Genomic DNA, 18,507 nt, shown 5'->3' with positions numbered 1-18,507 from the left:
TTACCGCAGACCTACTTTACGGGAGGTGTTTACTCATCAGGGATGAGTGAAATCTGGGCGGCAGTGATTCTCGCCCTCGCGTCCGCCCTCAGCCAGGCCTTCGGAACCGTCATGCGGCACCGATCCCCCCAGCGTGCGAAGGGTCGACACGAGGGTCATTTCAACGTGCTCGCGAGCCGGTACTGGTGGACCGGCATGGTCATCAGCCTCGCCGGATTCGCGTTCCAGGGCCTCGCGCTCGCGTTCGGATCGCTCATCCTCGTCCAGACGATCACCGTTCTCTCACTGACGTTCGCCCTCCCCCTCGGTGCCTGGGTCACCGGACGGCGGGTCACCAAGACCGAACTCTTCTGGGGGTACGTCCTGACGGGATGCGTGATGGTGCTCGTCATCTACGGACGGCCCACCGGAGGAGACGCCCACCCGCCCTGGTGGCAGTGGGCACTCGCGTGCGCGGGCGGACTCCTCGTCGTCGTCGCCCTCCTCGGTGTCTCCCGCAACCGCCGCTCCAACGGCAACCGTGCCCTCCTGCTGGGCGTGGCCGGCGGCACCGCGTTCGCCTACGTCGCACTGCTGACGAAGGGCGTCACCGAGCGGTTCCACGACGGCGGACTGTTCACCGTGGCCACGACCGGCGAGGTGTACGGACTGGGGGTGGCCGCCGTCGCCGCACTGACGCTCCAACAGATGTCGTTCTCCGCCGGCGCGGTGCACCAGGCCGTGCCCGCCTCCACGGTCACCACCCCGGTCGTCTCGCTCGGCCTGGGCGTGGTGGTGCTGGGCGAGTGGTTCTCAGTCGACGGCGCCGCGCTGATGCTCCTGGGCGCCACCCTCACCGTGATGGTGCTCGCGACGGTGCGGCTCGCGCACAAGGACGTCGACTCGGCGCAGTCGATCCCCGACCACCGCGCGCCGAACCGCCGCGCCACCGAGTAACGCCCCCGGTGCACGCCGCGACGTCCTCACCATGAGGACCCATGTCGAGCGGCCCGAGAACTCCCCACCATCGCCTAAGCTGGGACCCATGCGCCTCACACGTCACAGTGGCCCCACCCGCCCCGGCCGGTTGGCCGCCACGGTCGCCGCCATCATCGGGACGGTGGCCACGTCGCTCGCGGTCGCGGCACCCACGGCCGGCGCGGTAGTGAACGGCGCCCCCTCCGGCCCCGCCCCGTGGGCCGTGCAGATCACCGTCTTCGACGGCGTCCTCGGCGCCCCGTGTACCGGCGTCGTCATCCACCCGCGCTGGGTGGCCACCGCCGCCCACTGCGGGCCGACGAACCCCGACGCGTACACCCTCGGATTCGGCAACCTCGCCACCGTTCCCGGCGGCTTCACCGCGACCGCCTCCCTGGCCAGCCCGCCCATCGTCGGCGCATTCGGGTCTCTCGACACCGGCAGCCTCGGTCGCCACACCCCGGCCGCCGCCTACAAGGCCCCCGCCGGGGACTTCATGCTCCTCAAGCTCCGCCACCCCGCGCCGTCCCCGTCCGTGCAGCGCGCCGGCGTCGACCCCGCCCCCGGCGAGGTCCTGCGCTTCCACGGATTCGGCGAGACCACCCCCCGCGGCCTGCGCTCCCCCGAACTCCGCACGGGCCTCACCCGCCTCGACCGGATGGAGCCCCGAGCCGGTTCACGCATCGGCCGCTCCCACACCATCCAGGGCGGATACGGGTACGGCGACTCCGGCGGACCCGTCTTCCAGGGCGACCGACTGGTGGGCGTCCACTCCGGCTCCGACCACGACCGCCGGCAGCCCGACGGCACCAACCCGGCCCGGTACGAATCGATCCCCGCCCAGAACGGCTGGATCGACTGGATGATCGCCAACCGATGACCCAGGGCAGTCGGTGATGCCGAACCCCCTCGATTTTTGCCACACTGGACAAATGACCCCGCCGGAGCTCGTCATCCGCCGCGCCGCGCGTGCGGACGTGGACCTCGTGCTGTCCGCGGGCGACCTGCTCAGCACCCCGCCCACCGCGGAATGGACCACGGACTTCCTCGACCGCGGATCCAACCTGCTCGTGCTGGCGCTGCAGGACGAGGTGCCGGTCGCGATGCTCGTCGCGGTGGAGACCGGGCACCTCGGCGCCAGCCCCGACCTGTTCGTCTACGGGATCCGGGTCCGCGAGGACCTGCGCGGCATGGGCATCGCCCACCGACTGGTCGAGAAGGCGGTGGAGGTGGCCGAGGAGGCCGGCTGCAGCAAGGTCTGGGGATCCATGCAGGTGCCCGACGACCTCACGCAGGACCCGCCGTCGGCACCGCCCGAAGGGACCACGACCGAGGCCTCGACGTTCGTCATTCCGATTCCGTGACATCCCGCGCAGATGTGTATGATGGCCCGCATGCAGCGCGTGCTCCTTCTTGGGTGCCGCGGCGGGGCCCGCTGAGGCGGACCGGCTCCCCGTCGCGGGATCTGTCGCGCCGGTCCGATCCCTGCCGATCGCCCCCCTAGGAAGTTGAGCCACTGCAATGAATCCCGCTGATGCCTTCGTCTCGTCGTCGTCGACCCTGACTCCCCCCTCCAAGCCCGGCCGCCCCGACCAGCCGTCGTGGAACAAGCAGCGCGGCTCCTCGATGCCCGCGCACCGGTACCGGCCGTTCGCCGAGGAGGTCGAGGACGTCTCCCTGCCCGACCGCACCTGGCCGGACAAGATCATCACCCACGCCCCCCAGTGGTGCGCCGTGGACCTGCGCGATGGCAACCAGGCCCTGATCGATCCCATGAGCCCCGCGCGCAAGCGCCGCATGTTCGACCTGCTCGTCCGCATGGGCTACAAGGAGATCGAGGTCGGATTCCCGTCCGCCTCGCAGACGGATTACGACTTCGTCCGCGAGATCATCGAGGACGATGCGATCCCCTCCGACGTCACCATCCAGGTGCTGGTCCAGTGCCGCGAGGACCTCATCCGCCGCACGTTCGAGGCGTGCGAGGGCGCGTCCGACGTGATCGTGCACTTCTACAACTCGACGTCGATCCTGCAGCGCAAGGTGGTCTTCCGTAAGGATCGGGACGCCATCAAGAAGATCGCCACCGACGCCGCCGAGCTGGTCACCACGATCGCCAAGGACTACCCCGACACCAACTGGCGCTGGGAGTACTCGCCCGAGTCCTTCACCGGCACCGAGCTGGCGTTCTCCAAGGAGATCTGCGACGCCGTCACGGAGGTCGTCGGCGCCACCCCCGAGAACCCGATCATCCTCAACCTGCCGGCGACCGTCGAGATGGCCACTCCCAACGTGTACGCCGACCAGATCGAGTGGATGCACCGCAACCTGGCGCACCGCGAGTCGACCATCCTGTCGCTGCACCCGCACAACGACCGCGGCACCGGCGTCGCCGCCGCCGAGCTGGGCTACCAGGCCGGCGCCGACCGCATCGAGGGCTGCCTGTTCGGCAACGGCGAGCGCACCGGCAACGTCTGCCTGGTGACGCTGGGCATGAACCTGCTCACCCGCGGCGTCGACCCGCAGATCAACTTCTCCGACATGGACGAGATCCGTCGCACCGTCGAGTACGCCAACCAGCTGCGCGTGCCCGAGCGCCACCCCTACGGCGGCGACCTGGTCTTCACCGCGTTCTCCGGCTCGCACCAGGACGCCATCAACAAGGGCTTCGACGCCCTGCAGGCCGAGGCCGACACCCGCGGCGAGGACATCACCGACATCACGTGGGAGGTCCCCTACCTGCCGGTCGACCCCAAGGACGAGGGCCGCACCTACGAGGCCGTCATCCGCGTGAACTCGCAGTCCGGCAAGGGCGGCGTCGCCTACATCATGAAGAGCGACTACGGCCTGCAGCTGCCGCGGCGCCTGCAGATGGAGTTCTCGCAACTCGTCCAGAACGTCACCGACTCCGAGGGCGGCGAGGTCACCCCCAAGGCGATGTGGGACATCTTCTCGACGGAGTACCTGGACCGCGTCTCGCCCATGGAGCGCATGTCGCAGCACCTCGTACCCGCCGAGACCGACGACGGCGAGGACGCCATCGAGGCCGTCATCAAGTGGAAGGGCGAGACCCGTGAGCTGGCGGGGTCCGGGAACGGACCCCTCGCCGCGTTCGTCGCCGCCCTGAACGAGATGTTCGACGACGAGGTACGCATCCTCGACTACTCGGAGCACGCGATGACCTCCGGGGATGACGCCACCGCGGCCGCGTACGTCGAGGTGCAGTTCGGCAACCGGGTCTTCTGGGGAGTCGGACGGGCCGGTTCCATCACCACCGCCTCCCTGCGTGCCGTGGTCTCCGCCGTGAACCGCGCCTACGCCGACGAGGCCGAGGGCGCCGAGGCCGTCGGTTCGGTCGAGGGCGCCCGCACCTGGGCCCCCTGACCGTCTGATGGTCGGCCGGGCCGGCGGACGGGGTGGTGCCCGCCGTCTGGCCGGGCCTGCCCTCCGGGTGAGCCCGCCGCCCGGGTGGGCCCGCCGGCCGGGTGGGCCCGCCGGCCGGACGGGCGCGTCGCCCGGCCATCGACAGGACCGTTCCGCACACATCGCCCGAGATGCCGTGTGCGGAACGTTCTTCTCGTCGCGCGTCGGGGCGCGCCCGAATCGTGGGGCGGCACAGCCCTTTTGGCCTCATCGTGCCGACAGGCGCCGCCACATCAGTCACATCACCCTCAGATATCCCTCCGGTAACGAGGGTCTCGATTCGGTCACGTCAACCGCGTAATGTAGCGGCGGGCCGTGCCGATAGGTATGGGTCGGCCCTTCGCAAACCTCAGTCTGGAGCCCGTATGTCCGTTACACGCCGTGGATTTCTCACAGCCGCATCCGTCGGCGTGGGCGCCGCCGTCGCCTCCACCGTCCGTGGCCCCGTCGCCGGGGCCAATCCCTTCACCACCGGTTCGCTCGGCGTGGCCCAGGACCTCATGCAGTCGATCTCGACCGGCAGCGGGATGATTCAGCCCAACGGCCCGCTCGGTTACGTCGGTGTGACGTTCCCCAGTGCCGAGGAGATCGTCGGCCGGATCCGGTTCGCCTTCCCCGACGGCTCGGTCGGCGACTGGCTCCCACTCGAGGGAATGGACTCCGCCCCGGACGCCGGTAGCACGCCCGCCTCCGAGCTCGTCTCCGCGCCTGATGGTGCCGTGGGATACGAGGTCGATGCGCCCGCGGGCGCGGAGGCGACCGTGTTCGACGACGGCCGCGGCACCCCGCGCAACTACAGCCTCGGCAGCGTCGGCCTGGCGGGCCTACCGGTCATCCCGCGCGCGGCGTGGGGTGCGGGCGATGTCGCGGGCTTCCGCTGGGCACCCTCCTACTTCCCCGCGCAGTCCATCACGATCCACCACACGGCCTCGGCGGTCGGCCCGGACCGTGCGGCCAGCGTGCGGGCGATCTACAACTACCACGCCAACACCCTGGGCTGGGGCGACGTCGGGTACCACCTGCTCATCGACCCCGAGGGCCGGATCTACCAGGGCCGCGGCGGTACGCCCGTCGGCAATCCGGTCTTCCAGGTCCCGCCGGTCGCCGGGATCGCTCCCCCGGTCGTCACCGGTGGCCACGTGGGTGGCTTCAACAACGGCAACATCGGCATCAGCCTGCTCGGTGACTTCACCGGTGCACCGCCGACCTCGCGCGCGGTGGGCGCGGCCATCGACTGCGTCCGGGCCCTGTGCAACGCCACCGGCATCAACCCGCGTGCGGGCATCACTTATCGCAACCCGCAGGGCGGGGCCACGCGACCGATGATGGCCGTGTCGGGCCACCGCGACTGGGGCGGGACCGCCTGCCCGGGCAACTCGTTCTACCCGCAGATGCAGTTCATCCGCGACCAGGCAGCGCGGGGCTGGGCCCCGACCGCCGTCTCCTCGGCGGCATTCGGCTCCTGACCTGAACCGGGCGGCGCCGCCCGCCCCTCGCGGCGCCATCGCCGTCGCCGTCGCCGTCGCCGTCGCAGTCGCCGAGAAGAGGATCTCTACTGCATCGCGCGAGTAGCGGGTGCGCGAATTCCTCTGCTCGGCGGGCGGGTGCCCGCCCGGGCGCCGCTCAGCCGCGGCCGCCGCCGCCACTCGGTCGCGGGCGGGTGCCGGCCCGGCGGGTGCCCGCCCGGGCGGCCGCCGCTCAGTCGCGGGCGCGGCTGGGGACCAGCATGCCGAGCACCCAGTTGACCAGGCCGATCACGATCGCGCCGAAGAACGCCGCCCAGAACCCGCTCACCACGTACTCGGCCCCGAACGGCTGGAACGTCGTGGTGATCCAGCCGGTGAGCATGAGCATCAGCGCGTTGACCACCAGCAGGAACAGGCCAAGGGTGAGGATCGTCAGCGGCAGCGACAGCAACTGAACGATCGGTTTGATCACCGCGTTGACCAGCGTGAACACCACCGCGACGACGAGCAGCGCCGTGATGGTGGGGACGTTCACCTCGTTCTCGATGTCGCCGGCGCCAGAGGCTGCGGCCCCGGAGATCTCGTGCAGGGTGATGCCCGGCACGATCAGCGTCGCCACCCACAGGGCGACGGCGTTGACGATCAGCCGCAATATCAGCGCCATCGAATGGTCAGCTCCTCACGTACTCGTCGGCCACGTCGAGTGCGCGGTCGAAGATGTCGAGGCCCTCGTTGGCCTCGTCCGGGGTGATGATGCACGGCGGCACCACATGGAATCGGTTGTAGTTCATGAACAGCAGCAGGCCGTCGGACTTGGCCTTACCGAACGTGCGGGCCATGGCCTCCGATGATCCACCGTAGGGCGCGAGGGGCTCGCGTGTCTCGCGGTCGGCCACCATCTCCACGGCCCAGAACACGCCGAGGCCGCGGACCTCGCCGATCGACGGGTGCTTTTCGGCGAGCTCGCGCAGGCGCGGGCCGATGACGTCCTCGCCGATCATCTTCGCGTTCTCGACGATCTTCTCGTCGCGCATGAGGTTGATCGTCGCGACCACGGAGGCGCAGGCCAGCGGGTGCCCGGCGTAGGTCAACCCGCCGGTGTAGGGCGTGGTCTCGAAGGAGGCGGCGATGCGGTCGTGCAGGATGACGCCGCCGAGCGGGACGTAACCCGAGTTCGAGCCCTTGGCGAAGGTGATGAGATCGGGCGCCCAGTCGTCGTCGCCGGAGCGGAAGTGGTCCAGGGCGAGCCACTCGCCGGTGCGGCCGAAGCCGGACATGACCTCGTCGCAGATCATGACGATCCCGTACTTGTCGCAGATCTCGCGCACACCGCGCAGGTAGTCGGCGGGCGGCACCATGATGCCGACCGTGCCGGGCACCGACTCGATGATGAGGGCGGCGAAGTGGTCGGGGCCCTCGAGGCCGATGAGCGAGTCGAGGTGCTCGAGCGCCCGGTCGCATTCCTGCTTGTCGTTCTCGGCGTAGAACTGCGAGCGGTACAGGAACGGGGCGTGGAAGTGCACGGCGCCGGTGTTGCCCATGTCGTTGGCCCAGCGGCGGGTGTCACCGGTGAGGTTCATCGAGGTGGTGGTGGCGCCGTGGTAGCTGCGGAACGCCGACAGGGTCTTGTGGCGGCCGGTGTGGCGGCGGGCCATGCGGACGGCGTGCTCGACGGCCTCGGTGCCGGCGTTGGTGAAGAACACGCGGTTCATCCCGGCGGGCGCGACCTCGGCGACGAGGCGGGCGGCCTCGGCGCGGGCGGCGTTGGCGTGCGCCGGGTTGATGGTGCACAGCTCGGCGGCCTGGTCCTGGATGGCCTTGACGACCACCGGGTGCTGATGGCCGATGTTGGTGTTGACCAGCTGCGAGGTGAAGTCGAGCAGCCGGTTGCCGTCCCCGTCGGTGAGGTGGCAGCCCTCGGCCGCGGTGACGACCATCGGGTCGCTCGAACCCCAGGCCGACCACGGGGTCAGGACGTGGGCGCGTTCCTTCTCGTAGACCTCACGGGCGGCGGCGTTCTGGGGTGCGGGCACTTGCGGTACTCCTGTGGTCGACGACGGTGGCCGTCGCCCATCATGTCAGTTCCGCCGCGCCGCCTCGGGCCAGCGCCCCACGATGCGGAACGCGGGGGTCTGGAGGCGCGGAACGCGGGCGCCGAGCAGCGCGGAGCGCGGGGTCAGAAGAGCGCCCCCTGCGCACTGTCCACGGCCTGGGCCCCGGCGACGGGCCGCCCGGGGGCGACGGCGGCGAGCATCTCCTCGAACCGCGCGTACGGCACCAGCTCGAGCCCCTTCTTGCGGGCGAACGCGGTCCGACCCCGCACGGCACCCGGTGCGTCGCACACTGCGAGGGACGTGCGGGACGAGATGCGGTCGGCGACGTAGAGACCGGAGTCGACGACGAGGCCGGCGATCTCCTCCGGATCGCGGTCCACGTCCTGGGTGAAGACCACCTCCATGCCCTGCACCAGCCCGCCGCCGCGCTTGAGCCGCCCGGCCGGCCGCCACAGCCTGGGGGCGGCGAGAGCCTCCGCCCACACAGTGGACACGAGGTAACCGGTCTCGGGATGCGCCACCATCGCGTCGAGTTCGCGCACCTTCGGCTGCACGTCCTTGCCCCCGGCCACCTCGAGCAGTCCGGCGAACACCCCGGCCAACACGAGGGCGTCATCGTGGGCGTCGTGCGCGGCCCGCTGCACCACCCCGAAGTGGGCGGCGAGCGTCGACAGTTTGAGGTCGGCGGTGGACAGGTGCAGCCGACCGGCGAAGTCCAGGGTGCACAGGAACCGCTCGAGCGGCGCCGGGAGTCCTGCCCGGCGGGCCTCAGCCGCGAGGAACGACGCGTCGAAGGCGGCGTTGTGGGCGACGACCGTCCTCCCGTCGAGCACCCGGTCCAACTCCGCGGCCACGTCCGGGAAGCGTGGTTTGCCAGCGAGGAGTGCCGGTGTGAGGCCGTGCACGTGGACCGGCCCCGGGTCGACCCCCGGATTGAGCAGGGTCGTGAACTCCTCGACCACCTCGCCGTCGTCGTCGATCACCACCGCGGCCACCGACAACACACGGTCGACCGCCGGCGTCATCCCCGACGTCTCGACGTCCACCACCACCCAACCTGCCATGCCCACCATCGTCCCAGACCCCTCCGACATCCCGGCCGTCACCGTCGCAGGTCACGGCGTTCACACCGTGGTGAACACCGCGAGCGGCCGCTACGCGCTGGGCGGTGCGGTGCGGTTCTGAGGCGGCCGTGCTGCCCGGACGCCGCGCTGCCTAGACTCTGCGGCATGAGTTCCCCCGCGATCACCGCACTCACCCCCCGCGGCCGGGTGGCCGTGGCCGTCTCCCGGCTGGCGACCTGGGCGTCCCGGGTGTCGGGGCGCGGGTCGGGCGGGATGATCGGCGGCCTGGTGGCGCTGAAGCTCGATCCGGGCCTCATGCGCCAGCTCGCGGCGGGCCGGCGGACCGTGCTGGTCACGGGGACCAACGGCAAGTCGACGACGACGAGGATGGTCGCCTCCGCCCTGTCGACGGTGGGCCGGGTCGCCTCGAACGCGAACGGCGACAACATGGACGCCGGGATCGTGTCCGCTCTCGGGGCCGACCGGGTGGCCGGGTTGGCCGCCATCGAGGTCGACGAGCTCCACACGCCCGCGGTCGCGGAGAACACGGCGCCCGAGGCGATCGTCCTGCTCAACCTCAGCCGCGATCAGCTGGACAGGGTCGGGGAGATCAACGCCATCGAGCGCCGGCTGCGGGCCGGGGTGGCCGCGCAGCCGCAGGCGACGGTGGTGGCGAACTGCGACGACGTGATGATCACCTCCGTGGCGTACGACAACCCGTCCGTGGTCTGGGTGGCCGCAGGGTCCGCGTGGGCGGGCGACTCGGTGAGCTGCCCGCGCACCGGCGAACCCATCTCGCGGACAGTGGACTCCACCGGGGCCGTGCGGTGGCGGTCCGAGGGCACGCTGCCCGACGGCCGGACGTTCGAGCGGCCCGAACCGGACTGGTGGGTCGACGACGAGGCGATCCACGGGCCCGACGGGTTCAGCGCCCCCATGAGTCTGGCCATCCCGGGGCGGGCCAACCGGGGCAACGCCGCGCAGGCCGTCGCCGCCGCCGTGGCGATGGGCGCCGACCCCGCCGCCGCCGTCCGGGCGGTGGAGCAGGTCGACGACGTGGCCGGGCGCTACTCGACCGTCGACGTGGACGGGCGGGCCGCCCACCTGCTGCTGGCCAAGAACCCGGCCGGCTGGCAGGAGGCGCTCGGCATGATCGACCCCTCCGCCGACGGTCTGGTGATCGCGGTCAACGGGCAGGTCGCCGACGGCGTGGACCTGTCGTGGTTGTGGGACGTGCGCTTCGAGAGCTTCGAGGGCGTGACCGTGTACGCCTCGGGCGAGCGCGCCGCCGACCTGTCGGTGCGGCTGAGTTACGCCGGGGTCGAGCACCAGCTGGAGCCGGACCCGCTGACCGCGATCCGCCGCTGCCCACCCGGGCGCGTGGAGGTGCTGGCCAACTACACCGCGTTCCGCGATCTGGGGCGGGCGATCGCCGCTGTCGGGCCCCGCACCGGGGCCGGGGCCGACCGGAAGGAGCAGCAGCGATGAGCGAGCAGAACACTGGCGCGGAGATCCCCGGCGCGGGCGGTTCCGGGACGAATCCCGACCCGCGCAACGCCGGGGGCCGCGACGCCGGCGCCTCGGCCTCACCGCTGGACACCGTCGCCGCGGATTCGGCCCGGCCCTCCGAGTCGACCGTGCGGATCGGCCTGGTCCTGCCGGACGTCATGGGGACGTACGGCGACGACGGCAACTCGTTGGTCCTGCGCCAGCGCCTGAGGTGGCGCGGATACGACGCCGAGATCGTGCGGATCACCCTGGAGGACGAGGTCCCGGATTCGTGCGACCTCTACACCGTGGGCGGTGGCGAGGACGCGGCGCAGAAGCTCGCGTCCCGGCACCTGACCGCGTCGCCGGGGTTGCAGCGAGCGGTGGAGCGCGGCGCGCCGGTCCTGGCGATCTGTGCCGGGATGCAGGTGTTCGGCGAGTGGTTCGTGGTCTCTGACGGATCCCGTGCGCCCGGCCTCGGCCTGCTGGACGTCACCACGACGCCGCAGGCCTCCCGCTCGATCGGCGAGTTGGTGGTCGCGCCGCAGGTCGCGGGCCTGACGCAGCCGCTGACGGGCTTCGAGAACCACATGGGCGCCACCGTCCTGGGCCCGGACGCCGCCCCCTGGGCCGCGTGACCTCCGGGGTCGGCAACGGCGTCCCGGCCGGGCAGCAGGTCCCGGCCGGCGGGCTGGTCGAGGGCGTGGTGCAGGGGTCGATCATCGCCACCTACATGCACGGGCCGGCGCTGGCCCGCAATCCCGAGCTGGCCGACCTGCTGCTGTGCCGCGCGCTGGGTGTGGACTCGCTACCGCCGGTCGAGGTCCCCGCGGTGGCGCAGCTGCGCCGCGAACGGATCGCGGCCGCTCGCCGCTGAGCCGTCCGGCGGTCCGCTCGCCGGATCGCGATCTGCTCCCCGGGTCGCGATCCGCCCTCCGATCTGCCCCGAGCCGCCTCGATCCGCCCTCCGAATTTTGATACGCGCTGCGGCGCCCGCGGGCGGATCGCATACCGAGGGGCGGATTCGTGTCGTGACCGGGAGGTCGTCTGCGTCCGGGGGTGGCGATGGCCGTGGACGCCCGATCGCCCTGCGGGTCGGCGCCTCTGACATACCCTCGGTGACATGTGTGAACACCACGGCGCCGCCACCCTCACCGGGACCGTGTCCCCGCCCGATCCCGCCGTCGAGGCAGCGCAGGTCCGCGCGTTGTGGGAGCCGCTGGGGCTGCCGGGGGTCATCGACGTGCACACCCATTTCATGCCGACGCGGGTCATGGACAAGGTGTGGAACTACTTCGACGCCGCCGGCCCCAAGATCGGGCGTCCCTGGCCCATCACGTACCGGGAGGCCGAGGACGAGCGGGTCGAGCGGCTGCGCTCGTACGGGGTGCTGGCGTTCTCGTCCATGCTGTACCCGCACAAGCCCGAGATGGGGGCCTGGCTCAACGCGTGGGCCGCGGAGTTCGCCTCCCGGCACCCGGATTGTCTGCACACGGCGACCTTCTATCCCGAGCCGGCGGCGGCCGACTACGTCCGGGATGCCGTCGACGCCGGGGCACGGGTGTTCAAGTCGCACATCCAGGTGGGCGAGTACGACCCCCGTGACCCGCTGTTGGAACCGGTGTGGGGTGTGCTGTCCGAGGCGCAGGTGCCCACGGTCATCCACTGCGGGTCCGGGCCCGTGGCGGGCGAGTTCACCGGACCTGAGCCGGTGGCTGCGGTGCTCGAGCAGTTCCCTGAGCTGCCGCTGATCGTCGCCCACATGGGCATGGGCGAGTACTCGGAGTTCCTCGATCTGGCCGAGCGGTACCAGAACGTCTACCTCGACACCACGATGGCGTTCACGGACTTCGTCGAGGAGACCATGCCGTTTCCAGAGGACGAGCGCGGTCGCCTGGCCGATCTGGGCCACAAGGTTCTGTTGGGGACGGACTTCCCGAACATCCCGTACCCGTACGCGCACCAGCTCGAGGCCCTCGCCGGGCTCGGGATGGGCGACGACTGGCTACGGGCGGTGTGGCACGGAAACGCCGCGAGGCTGTTCGGGCTCTGACTCCGCGCCCGGGTAGCCGATCTCCGGGCTCGGCGCGGGGTCGGCCGGGGCCGGGGCCCACGCGTCCGGGGCAGGCGGGGTGTCCTGGGCGGGCGCCGAGTTCGGCGCGGGTACGGCGGGCTGCGCGGGGTCGATCTGCTCGGGGCGCAGCACGCCGCCCGACCGGGGGGCCTGGGCGGGCCCGCCCGAGAGGATGCGGCGCCCCGACAGTGCGCTGCCGAGGGTGAGCTCGTCGGCGAACTCCAGGTCGGCGCCCATCGGCAGGCCGGACGCCAGGCGGCTCACCACGAGATCGGGGAATGGCCGCAGCAGACGGGCCAGGTAAGTGCTGGTGGCCTCGCCGGTGGTGTTGGGATCGGTCGCGATGATGATCTCGGCGATCTCCTCGCCCTCGGCCTCCCCGCCGACCCGCCGCATCAGCCCGGCGATGCGAAGTTCGTTGGGTCCGATGCCGTTGATGGGGTCGAGCGCCCCGCCGAGCACGTGGTAGAGCCCGCGGAACTCCCGGGTGCGCTCGATGGCCTCGATGTCCTTGGGCTCCTCGACCACGCAGATGAGCGTGGGGTCGCGGCGCGGGTCCGAGCAGATACGGCAGCGCTCGGCCGCCGCGACGGTCCCGCAGACCTCGCAGTAGGTGACGCCCTCGACCACGGCCTGCAGCGCGGAGCGGAGGCGTTCGACGGAGTCGGGCTCGGCCTGCAGCAGGTGGAAGGCCAGGCGTTGCGCAGACTTCGGACCGATGCCCGGCAGCTTGCCGAACTCGTCGATCAGGTTCTGGACCGGTCCCTCGTACATCGCGCTTTCCTGTGCTCTTGCTGTCCCGACGACGGCTGCGTCGCCGGGTGGCGGGTCCGATTACGAGTCGGAACCCGGTGGCGGGGCCCGGAACGTGCCGGGCCCCGCAGGCTCACATTCCCAGTCCGCCCATCATGTCGCCGAGGCCGCCACCGGAGGCCAGCGGGCCGAGCCGGGACTCGGCGAGCTCCTGCACCTTGGTGTGGGCATCGCCGAACGCGCCGACGAGGAGGTCCTGCAGCGTCTCGATGTCCTCGGGGTCGACGACCTTCGGGTCGATCGTGACGCCGGTGACCTCACCGGTGCCGCGCATGGAGACGGTGACGAGTCCGCCGCCTGCCTGACCGTCGACGGTGCTCGCGGCGATCTCCTGCTGCGCCTCGGCGAGCTGGGCCTGCATCTGCTGTGCCTGCTGGAGCAGGGCGTTCATGTCGGGTCCGGGCTGCATGGCGGGGTCCTTTCGGCGGTGTGCGGGGCAGTGCTGAGTTCATGGCTGGTGTTCAGGCCTGACCCTGCCGGGGCGGCCCCGGTCGGTCGGTTCCCAGCGTAACCGTCCGGTAGGACACCGTGCCCCGGCGCGCGGCGGGGCGGGTGGGTCAGCGCTCGAGCGGGCGGGCCCCCAGGTGCTCCTTGAGCAGGGCCAACGCGATGTCCTCACCGGTCCGGTGGTCGAGGTTCTGGGGGCCACTGCGGGCCTCGTCCACCATCTCCTCCTCGCTGACCGGCTGCGGGGGCGGGCTGTTGGGCTCGCCCGGTTCCGGCTCCGGTTCCTCGGGCGGCGGCGGGATGTCGTCGTACCCGCCGCCCGAGCGACCGCCGCCCTGGCCCTGCCCCGCGTCCGCCCCGCGCAGGCGACGCTCCCAGCCCCGCGGCTCGCCCTGCTGGGGCGCGCCGGGGGCGTCAGTAGGGCCCGCGGCGGATCCCCGTCCGGGTGCTGGAGGCGACGCGTCGGCGGGAGCCGCGGCGTCCCCGGCTGCCGCGGACGCGGAGCCCGACGTGCAGCGGATGGTCCAGTCGCCGCCCACGACCTCGGTGATCGAGTCGGTGATGGCGGTGGCGTTGTGCGGCTGCGAGAGGCGCTTGGCCAGCGGCGCGTAGTCGTGCACCAGGTGGATCACCCGGCCGTCCACCCCGGCGACCGTCGCGCCGGCGAGCATGACCTCCACGGTGCGGGTGCGGGCGCGGACGGCGTCGCGGATGGCGGGCCAGGCCCGGCGGATGTCCTCGGCCTCGATGCCGGGTGCGCCAGCCGCGAGCGCGGACGCCGCCTCGGGCTGCGGCTCCGGGTCCGGCCCGGACGACGCCTGCTCCGGAACCGATGCTGGCGGCACGGGTGCGGACTGCTCGGTCGCGGACGGCTCGGTCGCCGCCGCGGGTTGCTCGCGCCACGGGTCGTCGGTCTGCGCCGGCGCGGGTGCGGGCGCGGGCGGGGGCGGGGCCGATGCGACGGCAGGAGTCGCGTCTGCGCCGGCCGAGGCTTCCTGCGCAGGCTCCGGAGCGCCCGCTTCGGCGGCTGGCGCTGTGGTCGCCGTGCCGGGATGAGCGGCGGGTGCGGCGGGAGCGGACGGCGCGGCGGTCGGCGCGTCGGGACCTGCGGCGGGCTCGGATGCCGGCCCGGGCAGTACGTCACCTACGGGTTGCTGCTCGGAGGTCGGCGGCTGGGCCGACTGCGGGGGCTGTGCCGACTGCCGCGACTGAGCGTGCTGCGAGGACTCCGACTCGGGAATCTGGTTCGCCGCGATCTGCTCCGCGACGGACCCGGCGGGCACGGCCGGGGCGGCGGGGTCGTCTGCCACGGCGGGCTCGTTCGGCGCTTCGGTCCCAGTCGGCGCTGCGGGCGCAGTCGGCGCGGCGGGTCGGCTCGGCGCGGGTTCGGCGGCGGCGTGCGGCGGCTCTGGCGCGGACGCCTGAGGCGGAGTCGGAGTCGAAGCCGGCGTCGGAGTCGGAGGCGGAGTTGAAGGCGCAGCTGCAGCCGGAGCCGCAGCCGGGGGCGCACCCTGGCCCGCCGGCGCGGGGGTCTGCGGCGCCGGCTGCTCTGCGGCGGGCGCGGCCTGCTGCTGCGACCGGCGCACGAACTTGGGCCGCCCCTCGGCCTGGCCGGCAGCCTGCGGCCCCGGCCCGCCGGCGGTGCCGGGGCGGGGCTCGTCGTCGTCTCCCCGAGGCGACCCTCCCGGTGCGGATCCACCGCCACCGACGGCACCCGCCGCGGCGGCCGGCCGCACGGCGCCCGACTCGAGCGACTCGACACGCTGCAGCAGCGCGATCATGGAGTCGTCCGCCGAGGGCAGGAGCAGCTTGGCGCAGAGGATCTCCAGCAACAGCCGCGGAGAGGTGGCCCCTCGCATCGACCCCATCCCCTCGTGCACCATGTCGGCGCAGCGGGCGAGAGTGGCGGGCCCGATGTTCTCGGCCTGACGCCGCATGGTCTCGGCCTGCTCGACCGGCGCGTCGACGAGCCCACGCTCGATCGCCTGCGGCACGGACTGCACCATGATGAGATCGCGCAGCCGCTGCAGCAGATCGGCGGCGAACCGGCGCGGGTCGTGCCCGGCCTCGACCACCTTGTCGACGGTCCGGAACAGCGTGGCCCCGTCGCCGGCGGCCAGCGAATCCACCGTGTCGTCGATGAGCGCGACCTCGGTCGCCCCCAGCAGGCTCACCGCGCGCGGGTAGGTGATGCCCTCGTCACCGGCGCCGGCCATGAGCTGGTCCAGCACGCTGAGCGTGTCGCGCGGCGATCCCCCGCCGGACCGGATGACCAGGGGGAACACGGTCGGCTCGACCTGCACACCCTCCTGCTCGCAGATCCGCTCGAGCAGCCCGCGCATCGACGTGGGCGTGAGCAGCCGGAAGGGGTAGTGGTGCGTGCGGGAGCGGATGGTGGGCAACACCTTCTCCGGCTCGGTGGTGGCGAAGATGAAGATGAGGTGCTCGGGCGGCTCCTCCACGATCTTCAGCAGCGCGTTGAAGCCCGCGTTGGTGACCATGTGGGCCTCGTCGATGATGAGCACCCGGTACCGCGAGGACGCCGGCGCGAAGAACGCCCGCTCGCGCAGATCACGCGTGTCATCGACACCGCCGTGGCTGGCCGCGTCGAGCTCGGTGACGTCGAGGGTCCCGTGGCCGCCGGGCGCGAGCGCCACGCACGAGTCGCATTCGCCGCACGGGTCGGCGGTGGGCCCCTGCACGCAGTTGAGCGAGCGCGCGAGGATGCGGGCGGACGAGGTCTTGCCGCAGCCGCGCGGGCCGGAGAAGAGGTAGGCGTGGTTGATACGACCGGAGGACAACGCCACCGAGAGCGGTTCGGTGACGTGCTCCTGGCCCACGACCTCCGCGAAGGAGGCGGGGCGGTACTTCCGATAGAGAGCCACGCCTAGAGGGTACCCAGGGGGTACGACGACGAGGACTTCCGCTTCCGACGACGATCACGCGTGATCCGGGATGGATCGAAATGACCGGAGGGGCCGCGTCATACGCAGCCCCTCCCGACGTCCCTCGCGCGCGGATCGGGCCCCCTCAGACCCCCGCAGCACGGTTCCCGAACCGATATCGGACACCGGCCCCTCACAGCCCCTCAGCTGTCTCCGGTGTCCGCATCCCTCTAGCTCGGACGACTCCGATACAACCAGACGGCCCCGGCCCGGACAAGACCGCACTTGCATTGACACTTGCTCAACAGGCCCGGCGAACTACATTCATGCAGGTGACAGGGTTACCTAAGCTACGGACTTACACATTCACACTTTGGGAATGTGGCGGAGATCACGGACGGGCAGACGTGCTGGTCACCTGTCGATTCCCGGGGACGAGGAGGCGAGATCGGGAGCGCGATCCGTTAATGGCCGCCGTTAACGCAGATGACGCAGTTGTTACACGCCGCCCGAGCCGAGCGATCGCTCAGTCGGCGAGCGCCCCCCGGCAGGCCGCGAGAAGAGCGCACAGGCCCACGACATCCATGGCGGTCTCGACCTCGGCCAGCGGCGGGAGCGTGGGCGCCAGACGGATGTGACGATCCTCGGGATCCTTGCCGTACGGGTACGCGGACCCGGCCGGCGTGAGGGCCACCCCGGCCTCCTTGGCCAGGCGGACGGTCTCGGTGGCGGTGCCGTCGACCACCTCGAGGTCGATGAAGTACCCACCCTCGGGCCGGGTCCAGCGGGCCACGTCGTACTCGCCGAGCCGGTGGGCCAGGGCCGCGGCGGCGGCCTCGAACTTCGGCGCGATGACCTCGCGGTGGCGGAGCATGTGGGCGCGTACCCCGTCGGCGTCGCCGAAGAATCGGGCGTGCGCGAGCTGGTTGACCTTGTTCGGCCCGATGGAGCGCACGGAGGTGTGGCCGAGGTACCAGTCGAGATTGGCCCGCGAGGCGGAGAAGAACGACACACCCGCGCCGGCGAAGGTGATCTTGGAGGTCGAGCACACCTGCCAGAAGCGGTTGGGGTACCCCGCCTCGGCGGCCAGCGTGTCCACGTCCGGGACCTTGGGGAAATCCTCGGTGAGGGTGTGGACGACGTAGGCGTTGTCCCAGACGATCCGGAAGTCCGGGGCGGCGGTCGCCATGCGCGCGAGCCGGGACACGGTGTGGTCGTCGTACACCGCGCCGGTCGGGTTGGCGAAGATCGGGACGCACCACATGCCCTTGATGGACGGGTCGTTCGACACGAGACGCTCGACCTCGTCCATGTCCGGACCGGTCGGCCCCAGCGGCACCGGGATCATCTCGATGCCCAGCGCCTCGGTGATGTTGAAGTGGCGGTCGTAACCGGGCACCGGGCACAGCCAGCGCAGGACCGGCGCGTCCTTCCACGCACGCTGGGAGTCGGGCGTGCCGAAGAGCATGGAGAACGTCAGCAGATCGTACATGATCGACAGGCTCGCGTTGTCCTGGGCGATCACGCGGTCGGTCTCCACCCCGAGCAGCTCGGCGATGATCGACCGCAGTTCCGGCAGTCCCGCCCCGCCGCCGTAATTGCGGACGTCGGTCTTACCCGCCGCGTGGTCGCCCTCCCCCGGCAGCGACAGCAGCCGCTCGGACAGGTCCAGCTGTTCGGGCGAGGGCTTTCCGCGAGTCAGGTCCAGGGCCAGGCCCTTGTCGGCCAGCGCGTCGTACTCGGCGGCCAGTTGCGACTCGAGTCGGGCGAGTTCGTCGGCGGGGAGATCGGACAGTGCCACTGTGGCCTCCGGCGGGATCGACAACTTCGGTGTTGGTG

14 protein-coding genes and 2 pseudogenes are annotated in these 18,507 nt (G+C 71.7%); 9 read left to right on the top strand and 7 right to left on the bottom strand.

Annotated features, from left to right (window positions below; all coding sequences use genetic code 11):
• The first annotated feature begins 42 nt into the window (after window positions 1-42).
• The 5 genes from OVA21_RS18670 to OVA21_RS18650 all read left to right on the top strand — a co-directional run bounded on the left by OVA21_RS18670 (window position 43) and on the right by OVA21_RS18650 (window position 5,843).
• The gene (locus tag OVA21_RS18670) at window positions 43-936 is read left to right on the top strand and encodes a DMT family transporter (RefSeq protein ID WP_268093073.1); all 894 of its coding nucleotides are present in this window, start codon (window positions 43-45) and stop codon (window positions 934-936) included.
• A gap of 88 nt (window positions 937-1,024) precedes the next feature.
• Entirely contained in the window at window positions 1,025-1,837 is an 813-nt protein-coding gene (locus OVA21_RS18665; protein WP_268093072.1) for a trypsin-like serine protease, read from the top strand.
• A gap of 52 nt (window positions 1,838-1,889) precedes the next feature.
• The gene (locus OVA21_RS18660) at window positions 1,890-2,321 is read left to right on the top strand and encodes a GNAT family N-acetyltransferase (RefSeq protein WP_268093071.1); all 432 of its coding nucleotides are present in this window, start codon (window positions 1,890-1,892) and stop codon (window positions 2,319-2,321) included.
• A 157-nt stretch (window positions 2,322-2,478) separates the two neighbouring features.
• A complete protein-coding gene (leuA, locus tag OVA21_RS18655) occupies window positions 2,479-4,338 on the top strand; it encodes a 2-isopropylmalate synthase (RefSeq protein ID WP_268093070.1) in 1,860 nt (619 codons plus the stop codon).
• Window positions 4,339-4,742: 404 nt separating this feature from the next.
• Window positions 4,743-5,843 carry a peptidoglycan recognition protein family protein gene (locus OVA21_RS18650; RefSeq protein ID WP_268093069.1) on the top strand — a complete coding sequence of 367 codons (1,101 nt, stop codon included), beginning with the start codon at window positions 4,743-4,745 and terminating at the stop codon, window positions 5,841-5,843.
• Between the two features lie 232 nt (window positions 5,844-6,075).
• Here the strand turns inward: OVA21_RS18650 and OVA21_RS18645 are convergent, their stop codons facing one another.
• The 3 genes from OVA21_RS18645 to OVA21_RS18635 all read right to left on the bottom strand — a co-directional run bounded on the left by OVA21_RS18645 (window position 6,076) and on the right by OVA21_RS18635 (window position 8,961).
• Window positions 6,076-6,507 carry a phage holin family protein gene (locus OVA21_RS18645; RefSeq protein WP_069389444.1) on the bottom strand — a complete coding sequence of 144 codons (432 nt, stop codon included), beginning with the start codon at window positions 6,505-6,507 and terminating at the stop codon, window positions 6,076-6,078.
• Window positions 6,508-6,514: 7 nt separating this feature from the next.
• Window positions 6,515-7,876 carry an aspartate aminotransferase family protein gene (locus OVA21_RS18640; RefSeq protein ID WP_067714604.1) on the bottom strand — a complete coding sequence of 454 codons (1,362 nt, stop codon included), beginning with the start codon at window positions 7,874-7,876 and terminating at the stop codon, window positions 6,515-6,517.
• Between the two features lie 143 nt (window positions 7,877-8,019).
• A complete protein-coding gene (locus OVA21_RS18635) occupies window positions 8,020-8,961 on the bottom strand; it encodes an exonuclease domain-containing protein (protein WP_259908094.1) in 942 nt (313 codons plus the stop codon).
• On the opposite strand from OVA21_RS18635, the gene OVA21_RS18630 reads away from it, so the two are divergent.
• From OVA21_RS18630 to OVA21_RS18615, 4 genes and pseudogenes are all read left to right on the top strand, one after another.
• The gene (locus OVA21_RS18630; protein ID WP_256385628.1) at window positions 8,960-9,082 is read left to right on the top strand and encodes a hypothetical protein; all 123 of its coding nucleotides are present in this window, start codon (window positions 8,960-8,962) and stop codon (window positions 9,080-9,082) included. The two genes, OVA21_RS18635 and OVA21_RS18630, sit on opposite strands and share 2 nt — an antisense overlap.
• A gap of 44 nt (window positions 9,083-9,126) precedes the next feature.
• Entirely contained in the window at window positions 9,127-10,449 is a 1,323-nt protein-coding gene (locus OVA21_RS18625; protein WP_268093068.1) for a MurT ligase domain-containing protein, read from the top strand.
• Window positions 10,450-10,628: 179 nt separating this feature from the next.
• Window positions 10,629-11,326, top strand: a pseudogene (locus OVA21_RS18620) (type 1 glutamine amidotransferase).
• 246 nt (window positions 11,327-11,572) lie between these two features.
• Entirely contained in the window at window positions 11,573-12,502 is a 930-nt protein-coding gene (locus tag OVA21_RS18615; protein ID WP_096906202.1) for an amidohydrolase family protein, read from the top strand.
• A 189-nt stretch (window positions 12,503-12,691) separates the two neighbouring features.
• Here OVA21_RS18615 and recR read toward each other — a convergent pair.
• The 4 genes and pseudogenes from recR to OVA21_RS18595 all read right to left on the bottom strand — a co-directional run.
• Window positions 12,692-13,297, bottom strand: a pseudogene (gene recR / locus OVA21_RS18610) (recombination mediator RecR); the annotation flags it as partial.
• Window positions 13,298-13,409: 112 nt separating this feature from the next.
• A complete protein-coding gene (locus OVA21_RS18605) occupies window positions 13,410-13,745 on the bottom strand; it encodes a YbaB/EbfC family nucleoid-associated protein (protein WP_067714618.1) in 336 nt (111 codons plus the stop codon).
• A gap of 148 nt (window positions 13,746-13,893) precedes the next feature.
• Window positions 13,894-16,668, bottom strand: coding sequence for a DNA polymerase III subunit gamma and tau (locus tag OVA21_RS18600; protein ID WP_268093067.1), 2,775 nt, complete (start codon window positions 16,666-16,668; stop codon window positions 13,894-13,896).
• Window positions 16,669-17,194: 526 nt separating this feature from the next.
• The gene (locus OVA21_RS18595; RefSeq protein ID WP_268093066.1) at window positions 17,195-18,469 is read right to left on the bottom strand and encodes an aminotransferase class I/II-fold pyridoxal phosphate-dependent enzyme; all 1,275 of its coding nucleotides are present in this window, start codon (window positions 18,467-18,469) and stop codon (window positions 17,195-17,197) included.
• Between the last annotated feature and the right edge of the window lie 38 nt (window positions 18,470-18,507).

The sequence above is a fragment of the Dietzia sp. SL131 genome (assembly GCF_026672565.1).
Taxonomy (GTDB): Bacteria; Actinomycetota; Actinomycetes; order Mycobacteriales; family Mycobacteriaceae; genus Dietzia; species Dietzia kunjamensis.
The sequence above is the reverse complement of the archived record's forward strand: the minus strand, read 5'-3'. Positions and strand labels throughout refer to the sequence as shown.